15 protein-coding genes are annotated in these 18,941 nt (G+C 64.7%); 10 read left to right on the forward strand and 5 right to left on the reverse strand.

The features are described 5' to 3' along the window. Positions 1 to 117 precede the first annotated feature (117 nt). Positions 118 to 1,203, forward strand: coding sequence for a hypothetical protein (locus NLI84_RS13620; protein ID WP_255991031.1), 1,086 nt, complete (start codon positions 118 to 120; stop codon positions 1,201 to 1,203). A 29-nt stretch (positions 1,204 to 1,232) separates the two neighbouring features. Here the strand turns inward: NLI84_RS13620 and flgA are convergent, their stop codons facing one another. Continuing rightward, on the reverse strand, positions 1,233 to 1,919 hold the full coding sequence (flgA, locus tag NLI84_RS13625) for a flagellar basal body P-ring formation chaperone FlgA (protein WP_255991032.1): 687 nt from the start codon (positions 1,917 to 1,919) through the stop codon (positions 1,233 to 1,235). 68 nt (positions 1,920 to 1,987) lie between these two features. Here flgA and NLI84_RS13630 point away from each other — a divergent pair, with 68 nt between their 5' ends. From NLI84_RS13630 to NLI84_RS13665, 8 genes are all read left to right on the forward strand, one after another. Beyond that, positions 1,988 to 3,466 (forward strand): DNA recombination protein RmuC, encoded by a 1,479-nt coding sequence (locus NLI84_RS13630; RefSeq protein ID WP_255991033.1) that lies wholly within the window; start codon positions 1,988 to 1,990, stop codon positions 3,464 to 3,466. A gap of 273 nt (positions 3,467 to 3,739) precedes the next feature. Further along, the gene (locus NLI84_RS13635) at positions 3,740 to 3,949 is read left to right on the forward strand and encodes an acyl carrier protein (RefSeq protein WP_255991034.1); all 210 of its coding nucleotides are present in this window, start codon (positions 3,740 to 3,742) and stop codon (positions 3,947 to 3,949) included. Between the two features lie 5 nt (positions 3,950 to 3,954). After that, complete coding sequence (locus NLI84_RS13640) at positions 3,955 to 5,226, forward strand: beta-ketoacyl-[acyl-carrier-protein] synthase family protein (protein ID WP_255991035.1); 1,272 nt, start codon at positions 3,955 to 3,957, stop codon at positions 5,224 to 5,226. After that, the gene (locus tag NLI84_RS13645) at positions 5,223 to 6,380 is read left to right on the forward strand and encodes a beta-ketoacyl synthase N-terminal-like domain-containing protein (RefSeq protein WP_255991036.1); all 1,158 of its coding nucleotides are present in this window, start codon (positions 5,223 to 5,225) and stop codon (positions 6,378 to 6,380) included. Before NLI84_RS13640 ends, NLI84_RS13645 begins: the two co-directional genes overlap by 4 nt. Continuing rightward, positions 6,377 to 7,648: a beta-ketoacyl-[acyl-carrier-protein] synthase family protein gene (locus tag NLI84_RS13650; protein WP_255991037.1), complete on the forward strand. Its 1,272-nt coding sequence runs from the start codon at positions 6,377 to 6,379 to the stop codon at positions 7,646 to 7,648. The genes NLI84_RS13645 and NLI84_RS13650 overlap by 4 nt, the downstream gene beginning before the upstream one ends. Next, on the forward strand, positions 7,641 to 8,933 hold the full coding sequence (locus NLI84_RS13655; RefSeq protein ID WP_255991038.1) for a beta-ketoacyl synthase N-terminal-like domain-containing protein: 1,293 nt from the start codon (positions 7,641 to 7,643) through the stop codon (positions 8,931 to 8,933). The genes NLI84_RS13650 and NLI84_RS13655 overlap by 8 nt, the downstream gene beginning before the upstream one ends. Before the next feature lie 15 nt (positions 8,934 to 8,948). Beyond that, complete coding sequence (locus NLI84_RS13660) at positions 8,949 to 11,822, forward strand: aminotransferase class III-fold pyridoxal phosphate-dependent enzyme (RefSeq protein ID WP_255991039.1); 2,874 nt, start codon at positions 8,949 to 8,951, stop codon at positions 11,820 to 11,822. A gap of 11 nt (positions 11,823 to 11,833) precedes the next feature. Beyond that, positions 11,834 to 12,007, forward strand: coding sequence for a hypothetical protein (locus NLI84_RS13665; RefSeq protein ID WP_255991040.1), 174 nt, complete (start codon positions 11,834 to 11,836; stop codon positions 12,005 to 12,007). 72 nt (positions 12,008 to 12,079) lie between these two features. On the opposite strand, the gene NLI84_RS13670 is transcribed toward NLI84_RS13665, so the two are convergent. The 3 genes from NLI84_RS13670 to NLI84_RS13680 all read right to left on the reverse strand — a co-directional run bounded on the left by NLI84_RS13670 (position 12,080) and on the right by NLI84_RS13680 (position 17,096). After that, positions 12,080 to 12,484: an ArsR/SmtB family transcription factor gene (locus NLI84_RS13670; protein ID WP_255991041.1), complete on the reverse strand. Its 405-nt coding sequence runs from the start codon at positions 12,482 to 12,484 to the stop codon at positions 12,080 to 12,082. A 372-nt stretch (positions 12,485 to 12,856) separates the two neighbouring features. After that, the gene (locus NLI84_RS13675; RefSeq protein ID WP_255991043.1) at positions 12,857 to 14,029 is read right to left on the reverse strand and encodes an AGE family epimerase/isomerase; all 1,173 of its coding nucleotides are present in this window, start codon (positions 14,027 to 14,029) and stop codon (positions 12,857 to 12,859) included. A 19-nt stretch (positions 14,030 to 14,048) separates the two neighbouring features. Continuing rightward, positions 14,049 to 17,096, reverse strand: a complete 3,048-nt coding sequence (locus tag NLI84_RS13680; protein WP_255991044.1) for a beta-galactosidase — start codon at positions 17,094 to 17,096, stop codon at positions 14,049 to 14,051. Between the two features lie 192 nt (positions 17,097 to 17,288). Between NLI84_RS13680 and NLI84_RS13685 the strand changes: the two genes are divergently transcribed. Next, positions 17,289 to 17,723, forward strand: coding sequence for a DUF4124 domain-containing protein (locus NLI84_RS13685; protein WP_255991045.1), 435 nt, complete (start codon positions 17,289 to 17,291; stop codon positions 17,721 to 17,723). A gap of 63 nt (positions 17,724 to 17,786) precedes the next feature. Here NLI84_RS13685 and NLI84_RS13690 read toward each other — a convergent pair whose 3' ends face one another. Then, positions 17,787 to 18,905, reverse strand: a complete 1,119-nt coding sequence (locus NLI84_RS13690) for a PQQ-dependent sugar dehydrogenase (RefSeq protein WP_255991046.1) — start codon at positions 18,903 to 18,905, stop codon at positions 17,787 to 17,789. Positions 18,906 to 18,941: the final 36 nt, after the last annotated feature.

Genomic DNA, 18,941 nt, shown 5'->3' on the forward strand with positions numbered 1-18,941 from the left:
AACGGCTTGCGCGCCGCTTGTCAGGCACAGTGGCGACCTAACTCTGCTAGGGTATCCGCACTTGAGTCGAGGCGGGGAATTGCTTCGCTTGCTAATTGGGTTGATCGGAGGAGATTCGTGAAACGGGAAAGCTATGCGCAACCTGTGGAGTTGGGCTGGGCCTCGCTGCCTTGGCATACCGTCCGCAGCGGAGTGTTTGGCATGTGGGCCAACGCATTTCTCGCCGGTGCTTTTGACAACGCAGCGACAATTAACAGCTGGCATCAGCACTACGTGTTTGCCAGGGGGGTACACCGCTTTCGCCTGCAGACGTCCCTGTCGCTCGAGGCCATTTGCCTTGCAGAATGGTTGTGTCTTATCCGTTCCGAAGGCGCAACGGCGATCGTGATCCAGACGATACCGACGCACACCGCGCCAACGGTTCAACAGAGCAGCACGGGGGATGCATTGCTTGCCTTACGACAAACAGGGGATGGGTGGCAGGTAGCGTCGGCCTGGGCGGGCGTTACAGAGCAGTCACGCGCCTCGTTTGAGCATAAGGGTGGTTTACCGTACAGCTACCCCATCGGATACGAAATGCACCATGTCGAATCGTGTTGGATCCGGCTGGTGCAAGCCCCTGCGTTGATTGGCGTTCCTAAACGCGACGAATCGACGTTGCAATGCTGGCTGGATAGCCTGTTCGCATCTGCCTGTCACTATCACTACGCCTTGCCGGAACTGGCCGAGCCGCAGTCGAGAATCCGAAGTTTGTATCGATTTCTAAACGAGTGGGCACGGTCGAGGCACTGTAAAACAGAGCGCTATCCCACGCCATTGTTTCCAGGCGATAGCCAGAGCGCCGCCATGCGGGCCCTCTTTCTGCAAGCAGGGTTGCTACATCATCAATTGTTGCAGCGTCCCAGCATCGCGGCCCGACATCCCTATGACAACGACGCTGGTCCTATCCACCCGCCTCATGACCCTCGGGGTGAAGTGTTCGCAAAGCTCGAAGCTCAGCTGGCGCTATGGCTGCACGCGTGGAATGAGCAATGCTTCACTCCCTGGGTAGGTGTTTTCGATACTCCAGGTAATCGGCGCTGCGTTGCGAGCAGCACGGGAGACCTAACGGTCCAACAGTATGATTTTCCCGGGGGGGAGTCATGTCTCGACGGAGTACTTGACTGGTGGATATCAAACGACGGTGAACCTAACCTGGGGTAGCGCTGACGACAGTTTAGCCGGGGCAGGCGTCAGGGCCCGGCTTCGACCAGCCCGCCTTCGCGGACGATGCCGGTGACGATCTGGTTGTTGCCGACGCGGACCCGAACCACCTCGCCGACGGCGGCGCTATTGAGCGCCACGCCCTCGTTGCTGACTTCCATGCCGTCGACGCGATAGAGCAGGCGGATGCGCTGGTTCTGCCGCACTGCGGTGGCGGCGCGCAGCATCTCGCTGCGCAGCACGCCGCCTTGGGCGACAGCCGAATTGAGCACGCGGCCGATCGCCTGATTGGCGCTGACGATGACGCTGCCCGGCAAGGTGGCCAGATCGCCTTTTTGCGCGATCAGGTCGTCGGCCTGCACTTCGCGCCCGGCGGACAGTGGGCGGGAGGCGACGTAATAGGTGGAAACCAGCGAGATCGTCGCCGGATAGTTGATGGCCCAGCGCGCGCCTTCGACGCAGCGCACCCGCACCATGATTTTTCCGGCCAGACGCTGGCCCTTGGGCAGCTGCAAGTCGAGGCGCTGGCAGGCATCGAGCCGCAGCCGGCTGTCGAGCTCGGCCAACTGGTAGCTGGCGTCGGGCGTGGGGGAGAGCTGCTGCTCCAGCCAGTCGGCGACGGCATCTTGCAACGCGCGCATGTCCTGCTGTGCGGCCTGGGCGACGGCCATCAGGGCGGCAAGGCCGAGGGCGAGAAGAAGACGGGTGAGCGGCATGGGTCGATGATACATGAGGCTCCCCCATCCCCTACAATTCGTCCCTGTAGTTCCACTGGAAAGTATCGATGCTCGAATTGCTGTTTGGCCTGACCACCCTGATCGTGCTGCTTGCCGGCACCATCGTCACCCTGCGATTGCAGCAACTGGCGCGAACCCAGCAGGAGGTGCTGGCCACGTTGGAAGACAGCCTGGAGACGCGACACCGCGAGATGCTGAACGACCTGCATGCGGGGCTTTCCCGCCAGACCGAGCTGACCCAGGGTGGGCTGGCGCAACATGGCACGCTGCTGCAGGAGGTGGTGACACGCTCGGGCGAGCGGCTGCGCGACAGCGTCGGTGAGAGTTTCGAGCGGCTGCGCGGCGCGGTCGGCAACGAGCTGAAGGAGACGCGTGAGGCGCAGAACCGGCTGCAAACCGCGCTGACTGATTCACTGGCGACGCTGCGGCTGTCGCTGACCAGCAGTCTCTCCGAGGCGCGCGAGCAATCACAGAAGCAGCTGGCCGATATCGCCAGCGAATTGCAGAAAAAGCAGGACGGCCTGCGCGAGGACGTGCTGCTCAAGCTCTCGACGATGCTGGCCGAGCAATCGAAGCGCGAGATGGAGCAATTGCAGGCCGCGCTGGCGCAGACCACCGAGAAACTCACACTCACTGTCGGCGAATTGACCAAGACCGCGGACGGGCGCCTTGCCGAAATCTCCGGCAAGGTGACCGAGCGGCTGGACGAGGGCTTCAAGAAAACCAACGAAACCTTCGCCAACGTGATGGCGCGTCTGGCCACCATCGACGAGGCACAGAAGAAGATCGACGGCCTGACCACCAATGTGGTCAGCCTGCAGGAGCTATTGGGCGACAAGCGCTCGCGCGGCGCGTTTGGCGAAGTGCAGCTCGAGCATCTGGTGCGCAACGTGTTGCCGGCACAGACCTACGAGCTGCAGGCCACGCTGTCGAACGGCACCCGCGCCGACTGTCTGCTGCGCCTGCCCGAGCCGACCGGCACCGTGGCGGTCGATGCCAAGTTCCCGCTGGAAAACTACCATCGCCTGTTCGAGCCGGGCGTCGATCGCACCTTCATCGCGCGTCTTTTCAAGGCGGACATCAAGAAGCACATCGACGATATTGCCGGCAAATACATCATCCCGGGCGAGACAGCCGATGGCGCGGTGATGTTCGTGCCGGCCGAGGCGGTGTTCGCCGAGATCCACGCCTATCAGCCGGAAATGGTGCAGTACGCCATGGCCAAGCGGGTGTGGATCGTCTCGCCGACCACGCTGATGGCCGTGCTCAATACCGCGCGCGCGGTGATCAAGGATGTGGAGACGCGCAAGCAGGTCCACATCATCAAGGATGCGCTGGGCCGACTGAGCCAGGAATTCGGCCGCTTCGACGATCGGATGAAGAAGCTGGCCGCCCACATTCGCCAGGCTCACGACGACGTGCAAAGCGTCGCCATCACCAGCGAGAAGATCTCGCGCCGCTTTACCGAGATCGAGCAGGTGAAGCTGGAAGGCGAAACCAGCAATAGCGGCACCATGGTGCAATGACGGCCGGCCCGGGTGTGATTGTCGTCACACCGTGGGCGAGAGTGCATAACCGTCGAGCAGGCGCCCCTCTGCCGTAGCGCACGACTTTTTGCCAGCGTTGCCGCGGCTTTGTCCGGGATGACGGCACGACCCTTCCTTGCCTTAACGAATAAACCATGCTGCTCCGCAGCAAAGTGCCGTTGAGCTGGCACCAGCATTCGTAATAGACTTGTGTGTGCATATATGTGCACTAATGCACTTCAAAATAATAAGCATGAGTCTTTGGGAGCTAACGTGAACAACCCCCATCAAGAAGCTGGTCTGATCAAGGTTGTGCCGAAAACGCTGGTCGGTGTATTGGGCGGCGATGAGTCCAACGTTGGTCCCGACGTGGCACTGGCCAATGATCTGGGCGCCGATTCGCTCGACTTTGTCGAGCTGCGTTATAGCCGGGTCAAGCAAGGCATGCTGCCTGCGTGGCAGCGCCAAACCGCAACTGCCTGATCCGTATGAACCAGGTTGTGGTGACCGGAGTTGGCGCCGTGAGCGCCGGCGCTGTTGGCGCATTGACGCTGTTCGAGCGCTTGGCAGCGGGTGAGTCGCTGGTCAGGGCGCATCCCGATCTGGTGGCGTTGGGATTTGCCAATCCCTATTGCGTCTACATCGACGATGCAACCTGGGCGGATATCGCGCCCTTGCTCGGTGAAGTCGAACCGGAATGGGGGCGACAGAGCCGGCTTGCCATCGCTGCGGCCAGTTTGGCGCTGTCGCAGGCGCAGCTGGGCGAGCGTGTGGGCCGCGGTGCCGTGTTCGTCGCAAATAACAAGCACACCTTCGACGAGCGCGACGTGAAGGCGCTGGCCGCTGTCTACGACGAAGGCACCGACGTGCTGGATCTGGATCTGCTCGCGGCACGGGGCTGGCCTTCGGGCGAGCGGGGCTATTTCCACAAACAGCAGGACGAAGCCGGCCTTGCGCTGGCGCGCCGGCTGGGTTGGTATGCGCACCACGCCGCGCGCGGCGAAGCCTGCGCGGCCGGCACCATGGTGATCGGCTCGGCCATGCAGCAGATTCGCGCGGGGCTGATCGACCTGGCGGTGGTCGGCGCTTGCGAGACCATGTGCAACTTCACGCCGCTCGTAGCATTCAATGGCGTGGGCGCGCTGTCCGATGGCGAGCGCTTCCAGGGCACGGCGATCAGCCGTCCCTTCGACAAGGATCGCAATGGCTTCGTGATGGGTGAGGGGAGCGCCTTTCTGGTGCTCGAATCGGCCGAGCATGCGGCGCGGCGCGGCGCGGTGGTACTGGCCAGGCTGACCGGTTTTGCCGGCCTCTTGGAAGCGCACCACATCACTGCGAGCGACGAAGCCGGCGACGAGTACGCCCGCTGCATGCGTGCGGCGCTGCAAGATGCCGGGCTCGGGGCCGACGACATCGACCATGTGAACGCGCATGGCACGTCCACGCCCGGCAATGACGCGGCCGAGGCGCTGGCGCTCAAGCAGGTGTTTGGCAGTCGGGCGAACACGGTGCCGGTGACATCCAACAAATCCGCACTGGGCCACTCGCTGGCCAACAGTGGCGCGGTCGAGGCCGTACTTGCCGTGCTGTCGCTGCAACAGCAACGCCTGCTGCCCACGCTCAATTTCCATGCACCCGACGACGCCACCAGCGGGCTGGACATTGTCACGTCCACCCGCCGGGCGCCATTGCGGCGGGTGCTCAGCAATTCCTTCGGTTTTGGCGGTGTCAACGCCAGCCTGGTTCTGGAGGCGGCATGACAGAATGCTTGTGGCTCAATGGCATACGCCTCGCCGCGCCGAGCGTATTTTGCGCGCAGGGCGAGGATTGGCAACGCGTGCGCGGCGCGCTCGACACGCCTGTAGCGCCGGCTCCCGCGCCGTGGCCCACTTGCGATTTTCCGGCGATGAACCAGGCGTGGGCCGCGCCGGACCCGGCGCTCGCGTCGCTGGGCGTGGACCGCGAGCTGGCACGGACCATGGAAAAGCAGGCCCGTATGATGCTGACCGCCGCGTGCGCGAGCCTGGCGCAACTCGATCCGGACGATCCGGCGGAGTCCGATGAGGTCGGGCTCTATCTGGGCCTGCCCACCGTCGACGAAGCCGTGCCGACCTGGGCCGCCCTGCAAGGCTGGCACGCCGATGGCGGTCGGGCGCCGTGGGGGGAGTGGCTGATGCGCGAAACGCCGCCGTTTTCCGGCCTCTCCATGCTCAACAGCTCCGCTGCCGCACACATCGCCGCGACGGCAGGTATCAGCGGGCCACTGGCTGTCTATTCGCCACAGGCCGATGCCGGGCTCAACGCGCTGATCGACGGGGTGCTGGCCGTGGCAGAGGGCGAGTGCGCGCATGCCCTGATCGGCGCCGTCTCGCCCAAGCTCGATCCCCTGCTGCCGTTGCAGTACGGCCCCGCTATCGCTCCGTCACTGGCGGTGCCGCCGGGTGAGGTGGCAACCGCGCTGCTCGCCAGCCGTACCGCATCAAGCCCGATTCGTCTTGCTGGCTATGCCCGCGCTCTGGTCGCCTCGGCCGGCCGCGGCACCGAGGCCGTGGCAGAACTCATCGCCCAGGCGTTGTCGATGGCTGGCCGCGCCGCGACCGACATCGGCTGGGTGTTGCACAACCAGCCCTGGCAAGAAGGTCAGGCAACGGCTTTACGACAAGCGCTGGCTCGCTTGAACGACGTGTCCCCGCTGCCGACGCTGAACGTCGAGCGCCATTTTGGCCGCTGTGGTCCGGCGTCGGGCCTGCTTGCTGCGGGCCTGGCCCACGAAGCGCTGTCGCGCGGCGAGCTCTGGCACGAGGGCGAGCATGGCCTGGTGCGCCAGGTGCTGCATGGCAATGCCGCGTTGCTGATCGCTCTGGCGCCGCTTGGCCAGTGCGTGGTCGTCGTGCTCGGGCGGGAGGTGTTATGAGCGAACGTGTATTCGTGACCGGCCTTGGTGCCGTCACGGGTTTAGGGCTCGATGTCGCTGCGCTGTGGCAGGGCCTGTGTCAGGGCCGATCGGCCATCCGCCGCTGGCAGCCTGAAGGGGTGTCGGACTTCCCGGTGCGCTACGCCGCGCCGGTCGATTGGAACGCCTTCCAGTGTGCCTATCGTTCGGCCTTCTGGTGGCAGACGCCGATGGAGCGGCGAAGCCGCTTTGGCCTGGCCGCTGCCGAACAGGCGGTGAACGATGCCGGTTTGACGCTGCTGGCGGGCGACGAGCGCCGCCTCGGCGTGGCCATCGGTTCGGGCGCGCCCGAACGCGATCCCTCCGATCTGTTGCTGGCGCTGGGAAGCGACGGCCCTGATTGGCAGCGCTTGTATCGCCGGTTTGCCGAACTCAACCCGAACAGCGGCCTCGTCAACGGCAATGATCAGCTGGCGACGCTGATTGCGCGCCGCTTCGATCTCGCCGGACCGGTGCTGCATTTCTCGACGCCCTGCGCCGGCGCCGCGCATGCCATCGGCCATGGTTTTCGCATGATACGCCGGGGTGAGGTCGATGCCATGGTGGTCGGCGGCGCCGATTCGGTGCTCAACCTCCCAACCATGATCGGCTTGTTGCTGCTGGGCGCACCGTCGATCGCCGAGAAATACGGTGACACGCTGTGCCGGCCGTTCGATCGCGACCGCAGTGGCCTTGTCGCGGCCGAGGGCGGCGCGGTGCTGGTGCTGGAGAGCGAGCGCTCGGCGCTGGAACGCGGTGCCCGCGTCTACGCGGAAATCGTGGGCTTTGGCAGCGCGATGGATGCGTATTGCATCACGGCACCTCATCCGGAAGGCCGCGGTGCGGCGCTGGCGATGCAGCGCGCGTTGCGCGACGCGCAGCTAACACCGGACGATATCGATCACATCAACGCCCACGGCACGTCGACGCCGCTGAACGATCCGGCCGAGACGCTGGCGATCCGCCAGGTGTTTGGCGATTGCGCGGGTCGCATCGCGATCTCGAGCAACAAATCGATGCTGGGCCATTTGATCGCCGCCGCTGGCGCGCCTGAGTGCATTGCCACGGTGCTGGCGGTACGCGATGGCCGGGTTCCGCCGACGCTGAATCTGTCCCAGCCGGATGAAACCTGCGATCTCGACTACGTGCCGGGCAGCTCGGCGCGTGCGATGCCGGTACGCGCGGCGCTGTGCAATTCCTTTGGCTTTGGCGGGCTCAATGCCTGCATCGCGGTGCAACGTCATGCTTGATGCCGTTGCACTGACAGGAATCGGCGTCGTCGCGCCGACCGGCCTGGGGCTGGATGCGCTGTGGCAGCGCTGGTTGAGCGGCCGCGATGCACTGTCGCCCTTTGCGCAGCCGCAACTGCGCAGCCGCCGCATCGCGCGCTACGGGCAGGTGCCAAACGAGGCCCGCGTCGCCGCGCGCGAGGCGGTGCCGTACAAGCTGCGGCGTTTTGGCACCGAACCCGCATTCTGGGCCGTCCACGCGGTCGGCGAGGCAATCGGCGATGCGGCCATGGACTGGGACGGCGTGCCGGAAGAGCGGCGCGGCCTGTTTTCCGGACAGGGCGATTACACCAGCCCCAACTTCGGCTCGCTGCAACGCGCGGTGAGCCAGGCCAAAGGCCGCGATGGCGCGCTCGATCTGGTGCTTCTGGCGCAGGAAGCGCTCAACCGACGTGGTGCCGATCCCTCTATGTCGATCAAGGGGCTGGCCAACAACGCGCTGGCGCTGGCGAGCCTCACCTGGCGTTGCCGTGGCGTAGGTGTCGCCTTTGTGCAGAACGAGGCAGCCGGCATAGCCGCGTTGCGCCAGGCCTTGTTCGAATTGCAGCAAGGGCGCTGCGACGTGGCCGTGGTGCTGGCCACCGGCAGCTACGCCGAAGCCTTGACGCTGGCCGAGCTGCTGCGTCGCGGCCTGCTCGGCGAGCAGGCGGTCGCGGCATTGCAATCGTTCGACGAGGCCGCCTCCGGCGCGGTACTCGGCGAAGGCGCGGTGGCGCTGCTGCTGGAGCGCCGGCAGGACGCCGTGGCGCGTGGCGCACGCATCCATGGCCTGGTACACGCGCCCGGCAGCTATGCCGGCGTGCGCAGCCAGATCGAACTGGGGTTGGGCGAGCACGAGGACCAGGGCTATCAAGGCGCCTTCAACGAAGCCGTCGGCGCGGCCGAGCAGCCTCCCTGGTATGGCCCGGCCACCGCAGTGCTGGCAGATGGCCGTGGCGTACCCGCGCTTGACGCGCACGAGGCGCAGAGCCTGGCCCGGGTATTCGACACCGAGGTGGCGATCTCTTGCCCGCGCCCGGTGACCGGTGTGATCCCGGCGGCCGGTGCGCTGCTCGATCTCGCGCTGGCGAGCCGGGTGCTCGCCGATGGCTTGTTGCCGGCAGTGCCGGGCCTCATCAGGCCGATCGAACCCCAGTTGGGCTGGGCGCGTGGTGAGGCGGCCCTCCGCCGTTTCGAGCAGGCCTGGTGCCTGCAACAGGGTTTCTCCGGTTTCTATTCCGCGGTGGCGCTGACGCGCGCCGCTTGATGCAAGTGAGTGATGATGAGCGAGCAATACAGCCAGTACGTCAAACCCAAGCTCGCGCAGGTGCTGCGCGCGATCGGGCTCGATGTCTGTTATGAACGGGCCCAGGGCAACTATCTGTACTACCGCGATGGCGCGGGGCAGGAGCGCGAGGTGCTCGATTTTCTTGGTGGCTACGGCGCCTTGATGCTGGGCCACAACCCGCCTGCCATCGTCGATGCCGCGCAGCGCCTGCTTGCCGCGCAGGTGCCGGTGCACGCGCAGTTTTCCTTGCGGGGGCGCTCGGGCACTTTGGCGGCGCGGCTGTCGCAGATCGCCGTGCGGGAGACCGGGAGCGACGACGGCTATATCACCACCTTCGCCAACAGCGGTGCCGAGGCGGTGGAGGCAGCGATCAAGCACGCCGAGCTTGCCCGCATGCTCAAGCTCGAGATCTTGCTCGACGAGATCACGAGCCACATCGAAACGGTGCGCGAGGCGATCCGCCGTGGCGAGGTGGCGATTCCGGTCGATCTGTACGAGCGCACCGACGTGCGCGACTGGGTGTTCGACGTGCGCAACTTCGACGATCTGATCGTCACGCTGATCAACCACAACAGCCAGGAACTGGCCAAGCGCCCGGTCTTCGTCTGCCTGGAAAAATCGGTCCACGGCAAGCTCGCTGCCAGCGTGCAGCTCACCTACAACAAGAATTTCCGCCGCGCCTTCCAGTTCCTCGGCCTCAAGGTGCGCTTCGTGCCCATGGGCGACGCCGAGGCGCTCGTCCGCGTCGCCGAGGAAGAAGCGGTTTCGGTGTTCGATCTGGCGATCGAGGACGGCAAGGTGACGCTGGTACGGCGTGCGCTGCCGCTGTTCACGGCCTTCCTCGCCGAGCCCATCCAGGGCGAAGGCGGCATCCACGCCATCACGCCCGAATATGCCCGCGAGATTCGCCGCTTCTGCAACCAGCAGCAATGTCCGCTGGTGCTCGACGAGATCCAGAGCGGCATGGGCCGCACTGGCCGCTTCTTCGCCGCCAGCCAGGTCGGGCTGCGTGGCGACTACTACACGCTATCCAAGTCACTCGGCGGCGGCATCGCCAAGATTGCCGCGCTCTTGATCCGGCGCGAGCTCTACAAGCCCGATTTCGGCCTGATCCACAGCTCGACCTTCGCTGAAGACGATTTTTCCGCCGGCATCGCCGAGGCGGTGCTCGACGTGCTGGAGGCGGGCGACGGTGCGCTCTATGCCCAGGCCGAATCCCGGGGTGCGCGTTTGCTGCATGGCCTGGCTGACCTGCAGCGGGCTTACCCGGACGTGATCCGCGAGGTGCGTGGCCGGGGACTCTTCATCGGCATCGAATTCTGCCCGCGCACTGATTCGCCGTCGCAGATCCTGCGCTCGACCGATTACGCCGATTCGCTGGGCTGCTTCATCGCCGGCTACATGTTGCGGGTGGAGGGCATACGCCTCGCACCCACCGACAGCGCGCCCAATGTGTTGCGGCTGGAGCCTTCGGTCTACATCGGCGACGGCGAGATCGACCGCCTGTTCGCCGCGCTCGATCGTGTCTGCCGCATCCTGCGCCATGAAGACACGCTGCACTTCGTGCATCTGCTATGCAGCCCGGATCGGCCGGTGCCACGTAGCGAAATCCGCGATTTCCGCCAGCCTCGAATCGAGCTTGCCAAGCCTGCGCCGGTGGCGGGGCAGGTACGCAAGGTCGCCTTCATCAATCATCTGATCGGCCCCGAATGGCTGCGCCAGGTCGATCCGGCGCTGGCCGATCTGTCCGATGCCGAATTGCGCCGCTTCGTGCTCAATATGGCGGTGAACAAGAAGAGCGCGCCGTATGCGCCGGTGCGCATCCGCTCGCCGCTCGGGCCCGCCGTCGATTTCATGCTCTACCCGCTGTGCGTGGTTTCCGAACAGATGAGCGACTGGCTGGGACGCTGCGCCCTGGACGAGATCCGCCACGACGTGGCCGACCGGATCCGCGCGGCGCGCGAGGATGGTTGCGAGCTGGCGGGCCTGGGCATGTATACGTCCATCGTCACCAACAACTGCACCGCGCTCGACATCCCCGAGATCGGCCTGACCTCGGGCCACGCGCTGACGGTGGCCATGGCCGTGCAAGCAGTGGACCGGGCTATCGGTGAGCAGGGCAAGACCTGGGCCGAGTGCACGCTCGCCGTGGTCGGCGCCGCCGGCAATATCGCCTCCACCTACGCCATGATGCTGGCCGAGCGTGCCACCTGCCTGCAGCTGATCGGCAGTGGCAACGAAGGTTCGGCGCAGCGGCTCAACACGACCGCGCAGGCGATCTACGAATCGGTCTGGGACAACCTCGTCGCCGGACAGACCCAGGGCCTTGCCGGTCGTCTGGCCGAGGAGCCGCTGGTACTCGACTGGCTACGTAACGGTGCGCCCGAGCGCCAGCGCGGCCGCCAACTGCAGGAAGCCGTGATCCAGCGCTACGGGCGCGACCCTTTCCTGCCGGTGGCGAGCAGCCTGCGCGGCGTGGCGGAGGCGGACGTGGTGCTGTGCGCCGCCAATGCGCCGCTGCCATTTCTGGACTCCGCGCTGTTCCGGCAAGGCGCGGTGATCTGCGACGTGGCGGTGCCGCACAACGTGTACGCCCACACGCTCGCCACTCGGCCGGACCTCGTCTACTTGCAAGGCAGCGTGGTCGCCACCCCGCATGGCGAAAGCCTGGACCCCGGCGCGCGCGCCTTCCTTGGCGCGGGGCAGCTCTATGCCTGCATGGCCGAGACGGCCGTGCTGGGCCTCTCTGGCCACCGTGGCCATTACTCGCACGGCGCCATCACGCCGCAACAAGTCAAACACATCGCCGCGTTGGCGCAGATGCATGGTTTTGGCCTTGCCGAATTCAAGCGCGGCGGCTCGCTGTAACTGGACTTCCCATGACTCAAGCGCTCGCAGCGGCCGATCTGGCCGCCTCCGCCCGCCAGCTGGCCGGCCAGGTTGCCTTCGTCACCGGCGCTAGTCGTGGCATGGGCCGCGCCATCGCGCTGCGCTTTGTGCTCAAAGGCACCCCGCTAGCCCAGGACACCACGCTGGCGCCCGCCCGGGCCTGACAGACAAAACTCCCTGCGGTCTCCCCCCGGAGATCGACCTTCGTGGGATGGCAGCAATGCCATCCCATTTTTTTAGCACGACTGCCGGGCTTCGAACTCGGCCCAGGCGATGGGGCAACAAGATGCCATCACTACCTGCATCTGCTCCAGGATACGCCGCAGCGTGATGATGATGCCGAATCCGTTGAGCTCGTAGTAGGCGTAACGCCCTTCCTGCATATGGACGACCACGCCGGATTCGCGCAGGAACTTGAGGTGGCGGGAGATCACCGAACGGTCCTGCGGGCAATATTCCTTGATCTGCAGGACATTGAGCCGGCCATGTTGTAGCAGGATGGAGACGATGCGCTGCCGAGTGGGTTCCGACAACGCCTTGAACAACCCCGATTCCAGATCATCGCACAACGTGGCGATTGCACCGGTGACCGCTTCGGTTTGACAGACTATGTCTGTCTTGTCGCCTGCGAGTGCGCTCATCTTTGGTCTCTCTTTATTAGCAACTGCTTAATCATAACGGCAGAAGGCAGTACTGATAAATGGTGGTTTTCCCCTGACAAGTTGCAACTATTGCATTGGCGACCTTTAATCGGCTGCTGCTTGCGAGCAGACCAGTATGTAGAGCATAGACCGGCTGCACTCGCTGGGTAAGCAAGATGCTGACATCAGTGACGAAAATACAAAAAAAAGCGCACGCTCGATGCGTGCGCCAACGAAGAAAAAGCGAATGAAGCTGGCATAGCTACCATGCTCGACGCGCAGTGCGCCGAGCGACGGGAATATTAACTATCTGTATGTTCTATAAGAAAAAACGCAGAATATCTCTGTTTGGCGGACTTCAAGTGTTTTGTCCTAGAGCACGTTCAGCACCTCGTGGCACGCGCCCATCGTGTGATAGTCGGTCTTGCCGGCTGGCGATTTTTCGTCGGTGAGTTTGCTGTTGTCGGGTGCAAGGATGCGATACCAGGCGCCGTATTGATGGTCGACGAAATGGCGCCAGCTGTAGTCCCAGATACGGTCGTACCATTGCCAGTATTTCTCCTCGCCGCTGGCATGCGCCAACAAGGCCGCGGCGGCGAACGACTCGGCCTGGACCCAGAAATACTTGTCTTCATCGTAAGGGTTTCCTTCCAGATCGTAGCCGTAGATCAGCCCGCCGTGACTTGGGTCCCAGCCCGATTCCATTGCCGCATCGAACAGCGCGCGGGCGCGCTCCAGATGCCACGGCGCGGGGTCATGTCGATCGAGGATCAGCAGCAGCTTGGCCCATTCGGTCTGGTGCCCGGTTTGAAAGCCCCAGGGACGGAAGATATTGCTGCGATCGCCGCGGTTGTATTCCAGATCCGGCAGCCAATCGGCCTGGAAGTGTTCCCAGACCTGGTTCTGCGTCAGTGCCGCTTGCCGACGGGTGAAGTTTTCGGCGAGCAAGCGGGCGCGCTCGAGATAGCGTGCCTCGCCGGTGGCTTCGAAGGCGGCGAGCATGGCTTCGCAACCGTGCATATTGTCGTTCTGGCCGCGATAGCTGGTCGGAGTCCAGTCGGGAGCCGCTTCGCTGGCATACACGCCGTGTTCCGGCAGCCAGAAGCGCTGCTCCATCAGGTCGTAGGTTTCACCCAGCCAGGCCCGCGCTTCGGCAATCCCGGCCTTGACGCCGCAGGCGTAGGCGAGCATTACGAAGGCCAGCCCGTAGCAGTGGTTGGTGGCGTCGATCACCTCGCCTTGCCTTAGCAGCCAGGCATAGCCGCCGGTTTCCGGATTGCGGTGCACCTCGCGCAGGTAGGCAAGGCCGTGCCGCACCCGCTGCAGGTACTCGGGTTTGCCGAAGGCCTGGTAGGCCATCGCGTAGTTGAAGACGAAACGGGTCGACGACACGAGATGACGGGTTTGTTCGTCGTAGACGGTGCCATCGTCCTTGTAGAAGTGGTAGAAGCCGCCGGCCGGGTCGAGGGCGCGCGGATCGTAGAACGCCATGGTGTGACGGATGTGATCAAGCAGGAATTCGCGACTACGGAAATTCGGGTTCATAGACTGGCTCATGGTGGTTTCAGCTGACGGCAATCAAATGGTCATTCAGGGCGGCGACAAGCTCGCCCGCTGCATCGGTGGCGAACAGCAAGGCGCGTCCGGCCGGCAAGGTGAGTCGATAACGGCGCTCGCTGGTGTGATCGGTGAAGTCGAGCGCCTCGTCCTCGCCGGCCTCCGAGACCAGCACCCACAGCGCGCCGTTCGCCATCGTCTGCTTTTCGATGTAGATGCCGGACTGTCTGCCGCTGTGCCACAAGAGCGGCGCGGTGATGCCGGCGATATGCAGCGCATGGTCGTAGAGCGCCGCCACCGGCTCGACGCGATCGTTCATTTCGGCGGGTAACGGGCACCACAGCAGCGTGCCGCTGCCCAGCGGCTTGCGCATGAAGCGCGCGGCAGGCTCGGCTTCGACGATTTCCTTGGCAAGCCTGGCAGTCTTGTCGCCGCCGAAGGAGAGCCAGTAGCGCGTACCGGCGATATCGAGCCGCTCTTCGCGGGCGAGATTCGCAGGCAGCGTCGCACCAAAGGGCGCGCGCGCCGCAGGGTGCCAGTATTCGTTGAGCGACAGGGGGCCCGTCACCAAGAGCGTGGCGCCGCTGTGGAATACATAGTCCGACAGCTTGGCCCACGCGAGCTCGGACAGTGCATGTGGGCTAGGCAGGATGATGAGCTGAGGCGTGAGCGCAGCGAGGCCATCGAGCTGGTATTCACCGATGCTGGCGAAGGGCTGCTTGAGTTCATACGCAAGGGCGCGGGTGGCGCGTTGCGTGGCCTCGACAGCGAAGCGGCGATTGCCGTAGTCGTTGCTGTAGGGATAGACCACGGCCACGCTGGGCTGGCGCCGATCGCGCAACAGATGTCCCACCTTGCGGCAGAAGGCGCCAAATGCCCAGGTCACTTCGGCCTCGGGCTTGTGCGTGCCATCGGCGCGCAGCGCGCCGATATGCGATTCATTGAGGTTGTCCATGTGGTAGTTGATCTGCCAGATCCACTGGACCGCGCCCGCGCCGCCGCCGGCAAACGCATAGGCATACTTGCGCTCCAACAGGTGCGCCAGCTCCACCTCGCTGCGCTTGCTGCGCCCGGTGGGGGCTTCCACGTGCATGATGCCGGTTTCCTGCACCAGCATCGGCTTGCCTGGCACCTTGGCGAACAAGGTATCCCACAGCAGCGCGTCGTTCAGCCACCAGCTGTGGTTGTTGGTGTAATCGATCGCCTCGGCGAAAAAGGCATTGGCGGGGCGCTGCAGCCCCAAGGCTTCGTCCTGGCCGACGGTGACCATGGCGCCGGGGGCCAAGTGGCGGATGAAATCGGCCATCTCCGTCGCCCAGCCGGCGAAGGCGGCCTGGCTGAACAAGGTGTAGTCGAGCCAGCTGCCGTGGCCCTTGACGGCGATTTCGGTGGTGTTGAGGCCGATCTGGCTGTGCTCGGGGGGCTGGATATCGGGCCAGTCGGCCAGCTTGGTCGTCGTTTCATCCCACAATGGCGCCAGCAACTCGATATCGCCATGGCGGTGCTGCAGCCAGCTGCGAAACGCCGCCGCTTCGAACGCATCACCATGGCTGCGCGGGCCTTCGAACACACGCTTGGGATCGAACATCGACGGCTCGTTGATCAGGTCCCAATGCACATGGGTACTGGCCGCGTGGCGCCTGACGATGGAGGCGATCAGCCGCTTCTGCGCGGCAATGGCGCGCGGATCGAGGTAGGGGTTGCCACCTTCCCAGCATTCCGGGGTGAAGGCAAAGAAGGTGAAGGTGACTTCCAGGCCATGGCGCGCGGCGGTGAGCAAGAAGGCGTCGATCGCACGCAGTAGCGGCTCGCTCGGCTCGCCGTCGATGAACATCGCCTGGCGCCAGCCGGTCCAGATGCCGGTGCGGATCAGGTTGACGCCGGCGGCGGCGAGCTCGGCGAAATCGGCTTCCCAGTCGGCCACATTGGGCAGCTGCAGAAACTTGCGGTGCACCGTGGGCGCCATATAGGTCATGCCGACGATGGGCATGGGCTGGCCGGCGCGCTCGAAATAGTCGGCGCCGGCGCCAAGGCGCTCACCGCGCGTCAGTAGCGCACCATCCAGCCCCCAGAAACCCTGGCGCAGCTGGCGTACCTCGTCGCCGCAGCGCAAGGTGGCGCGGATTGCGTAAAAGCCGGGCTCAACGCTGAAGTCGAGCGGCAGGCCGATGCGCTGCGGATAGCGGTCCACGGCGAGTTCACGCTGCAGTCGGGTGAGCGGCCTGCCTTCGTGCTCGATCGCAAGATCGAGCTGCCAGGAGCGCGCCGTGCGATCGGCCGATAGCTGCTCGGCCGTCAGCGTCAGCCCGGGGCGCTCTCCGGGCAGCCAGCAGGCGAGATCGGGTTGTAAGCGCAGCTCGGTGACGCCACTTGCCGCGTACGCCGCGCAGGCGCGTAGCAAGGCCGCACCGCCGTTTTCCCAGAACGCGGTATCGGGCCGCTGATTGATGAAAATCCAGCGGCTGCCGGCAAAGTGGCCTCGTAATGTTTCGATCAGCACCACGGGTGCAGCAAGGGGGCGTCCGCTCGTATCGGTGGCGATCACCAAGGGCTCGATCAGGGCATCGATCGGCCCGGCAGATCCCGAATCGGCCGGGTGATCCTTCGTGGTGGTCGGGCGCAGCACGAAGCCGCGCGTGGCACTCATCGGCAGACAAGCCAGATGCGCGCCGAGCCAGGGCAGGCGCTCGGTGACTTGCAAGCTTTGCCAGCCGGTATTGGCCAGAGGAAGCGCTTCGTGGATATGAAGGTCGCGCAGGTAGGCCAGCTGCTCGGGTTGGCTGGATTCGGCCGGCCAGGGGTGCAGCAGCGGCGCATCGCCCAAGACCACCAGGCCGCCTCCGCGCGCAAGGAAGGCGAGTATCTCCGACCATGCCACGCGCGGCACATGATTGCCGTTGACCAGGATCAGCGTTGCGGGCATCGTGCAACCGGGAAGGGCGGCAGTCAGTCCTTCCGCATCGCAAAAGGTGGCAAGGCGTTGCAGCTCGGCGTGCGCCTGTGCGGGCAGGCCTGCTCCAGGCAAGCGAGGGTCGTGCCAGGCGATCAACCGCATGGGAGGCTCCTTTGGGCAGATTGCCGTGTGTATGACCGGCATGCATCCGCTCTGATAATGTAAGGGCTTTGCTACTGCGCCGTCTGTAAGTGCTACTCGGGCTTGCAATACCCGGCAACACGCACTACAGCTTGGCTTAGTATGGACGAGAAAGAACGGCTAGGCCGTTGACCAAATGATCAGGGGAAAACGATGAAAAGAACGATGCTGATCTTGTCGTTATGCTGCGTCGCGGCGACGGCCAGTGCTGAAATCTACAAGTGGAAGGATGCCGATGGCCGCATCCACTATTCCGATACGCCGCCGCCGGACCAGAAGAAAGCCAAGGTCATCGATACCAAGGAGTTGCCGGTGAGCTCGCTTCCGGCCGATCGCAAGACTGCGGCACCGGCCGCCGCTGTTGCTACGGACGGGGCGAAGCCGGCAGACGCCGCCAAGGCGGACCCTGCAGCTGCGCAAAAGGATCCGGCGCAGTGCGACGCGGCGATGAAGCGCAGCGCCTTCTTGCAGAACAACAAGATCTACAAGGCGATCAACGAGAAGGGCGAGGTCGAATTCATGGAAGCCGAGCGCCGCAAGCAGGAAATCGCGAAAAACGAGGAAGACCTGAAGAAGTTCTGTCCCTGAGCGACACCATTGTTGTTGCCATGCCTCACGCCCGCATTCGCGGGCGTGCTGCTTTTCAGTGTTTCAGCGTGGCTTTAGCCGCAAGATTGCGCCGTCGTCCGCATCGGTCAGCAGATAAACCCAGCCATCCGGCCCCTGACGCACGTCGCGGATCCGTTGCTTGGCGTTGCCGAGCAGGCGTTCTTCCGCCACGACCTGGTTGCCCTTGAGCGTAAGCCGGACCAGAGCCTGCCCCTTGAGCGCCCCGACCAGCAGGGTGCCGTTCCAACCGGGGTAACGGTTGCTGGTATAGAACGCCATGCCCGATGGCGCAATCGACGGATCCCAGTAGTACACCGGCTGCTCCATGCCCGCCTTGGCCGTGCCCTCGCCGATGGGCAGTCCGGAATAATCGTGCCCGTAGGTGATCACCGGCCAGCCGTAGTTGCGTCCGGCCAGCGGGATATTGATCTCGTCGCCGCCGCGGGCTCCGTGTTCGATGGTCCACAGCGCGCCCGTGGCCGGATGGATGGCTGCCGATTGCGGGTTGCGGTGGCCATGGCTCCAGATCTCGGGCAGCACGTCCTTGCGCCCGACATAGGGGTTGTCGGGTGGGATGCCGCCGTCAGGCCGGATGCGTAGCACCTTGCCGAAACTGACATCGAGCTCCTGGGCGCGATCACGCTGGTAGCGCTCGCCCATGGTGACAAACAGCGTGCCGTCGCGGGCAAAGGCAAGCCGGCTCCCGAAATGGGCGCCGCCCACGGTCTTCGGTTGCTGGCGCAGGATCACGACCAACTGTTCCAGCCGCGCCGAACTCGCTGTTTCGATCAACCGGGCGCGCGCCACGGCGGTGCCGGCAAGATCATTGTTGCCGGGCTCGGCGTAACTGAGGTAAACGAGGCGATTTTGCGCAAACGCCGGATCAAGCGCGACATCGAGCAAACCGCCCTGGCCGCTGGCGTAGACCTTGGGTACGCCGGCGATGGGCGCCGACAACTTGCCGTCGATGGTAACCAGGCGCAGCCGGCCCGCTCGTTCGGTGACCAGCATGCGGCCATCGGGCAGAAAGGCGAGGCTCCACGGATGCTCCAGCCCGCTGGCTATGGTTTCCGCGGCGTAGTTGTTGGACGTACTCGCCGGCAGCCCCGCCTGCGCAACGACATTCAGGCCAAGACTAGCTAGCGCAAGCCAGTACCGCATGCCCGTTCGGCGAACCGGGCTGCGCCCGTCAGCTGG

It is taken from the genome of Chitinolyticbacter albus, assembly GCF_024437655.1.
GTDB classification, from domain to species: Bacteria; Pseudomonadota; Gammaproteobacteria; order Burkholderiales; family Chitinibacteraceae; genus Chitinolyticbacter; species Chitinolyticbacter albus.

Excerpts from the sequence above, each read along its gene's own strand:
- NLI84_RS13655 (WP_255991038.1), top strand. The coding sequence starts at position 7,641 with ATGCTTGATGCCGTTGCACTGACAGGAATCGGCGTCGTCGCGCCGACC.
- NLI84_RS13675 (WP_255991043.1), bottom strand. The coding sequence starts at position 14,029 with ATGAACCCGAATTTCCGTAGTCGCGAATTCCTGCTTGATCACATCCGT.
- NLI84_RS13665 (WP_255991040.1), top strand. The coding sequence starts at position 11,834 with ATGACTCAAGCGCTCGCAGCGGCCGATCTGGCCGCCTCCGCCCGCCAG.
- NLI84_RS13690 (WP_255991046.1), bottom strand. The coding sequence starts at position 18,905 with ATGCGGTACTGGCTTGCGCTAGCTAGTCTTGGCCTGAATGTCGTTGCG.
- NLI84_RS13670 (WP_255991041.1), bottom strand. The coding sequence starts at position 12,484 with ATGAGCGCACTCGCAGGCGACAAGACAGACATAGTCTGTCAAACCGAA.
- NLI84_RS13680 (WP_255991044.1), bottom strand. The coding sequence starts at position 17,096 with ATGCGGTTGATCGCCTGGCACGACCCTCGCTTGCCTGGAGCAGGCCTG.
- NLI84_RS13650 (WP_255991037.1), top strand. The coding sequence starts at position 6,377 with ATGAGCGAACGTGTATTCGTGACCGGCCTTGGTGCCGTCACGGGTTTA.
- NLI84_RS13645 (WP_255991036.1), top strand. The coding sequence starts at position 5,223 with ATGACAGAATGCTTGTGGCTCAATGGCATACGCCTCGCCGCGCCGAGC.
- NLI84_RS13630 (WP_255991033.1), top strand. The coding sequence starts at position 1,988 with ATGCTCGAATTGCTGTTTGGCCTGACCACCCTGATCGTGCTGCTTGCC.
- NLI84_RS13685 (WP_255991045.1), top strand. The coding sequence starts at position 17,289 with ATGAAAAGAACGATGCTGATCTTGTCGTTATGCTGCGTCGCGGCGACG.
- NLI84_RS13660 (WP_255991039.1), top strand. The coding sequence starts at position 8,949 with ATGAGCGAGCAATACAGCCAGTACGTCAAACCCAAGCTCGCGCAGGTG.
- NLI84_RS13640 (WP_255991035.1), top strand. The coding sequence starts at position 3,955 with ATGAACCAGGTTGTGGTGACCGGAGTTGGCGCCGTGAGCGCCGGCGCT.
- flgA (WP_255991032.1), bottom strand. The coding sequence starts at position 1,919 with ATGCCGCTCACCCGTCTTCTTCTCGCCCTCGGCCTTGCCGCCCTGATG.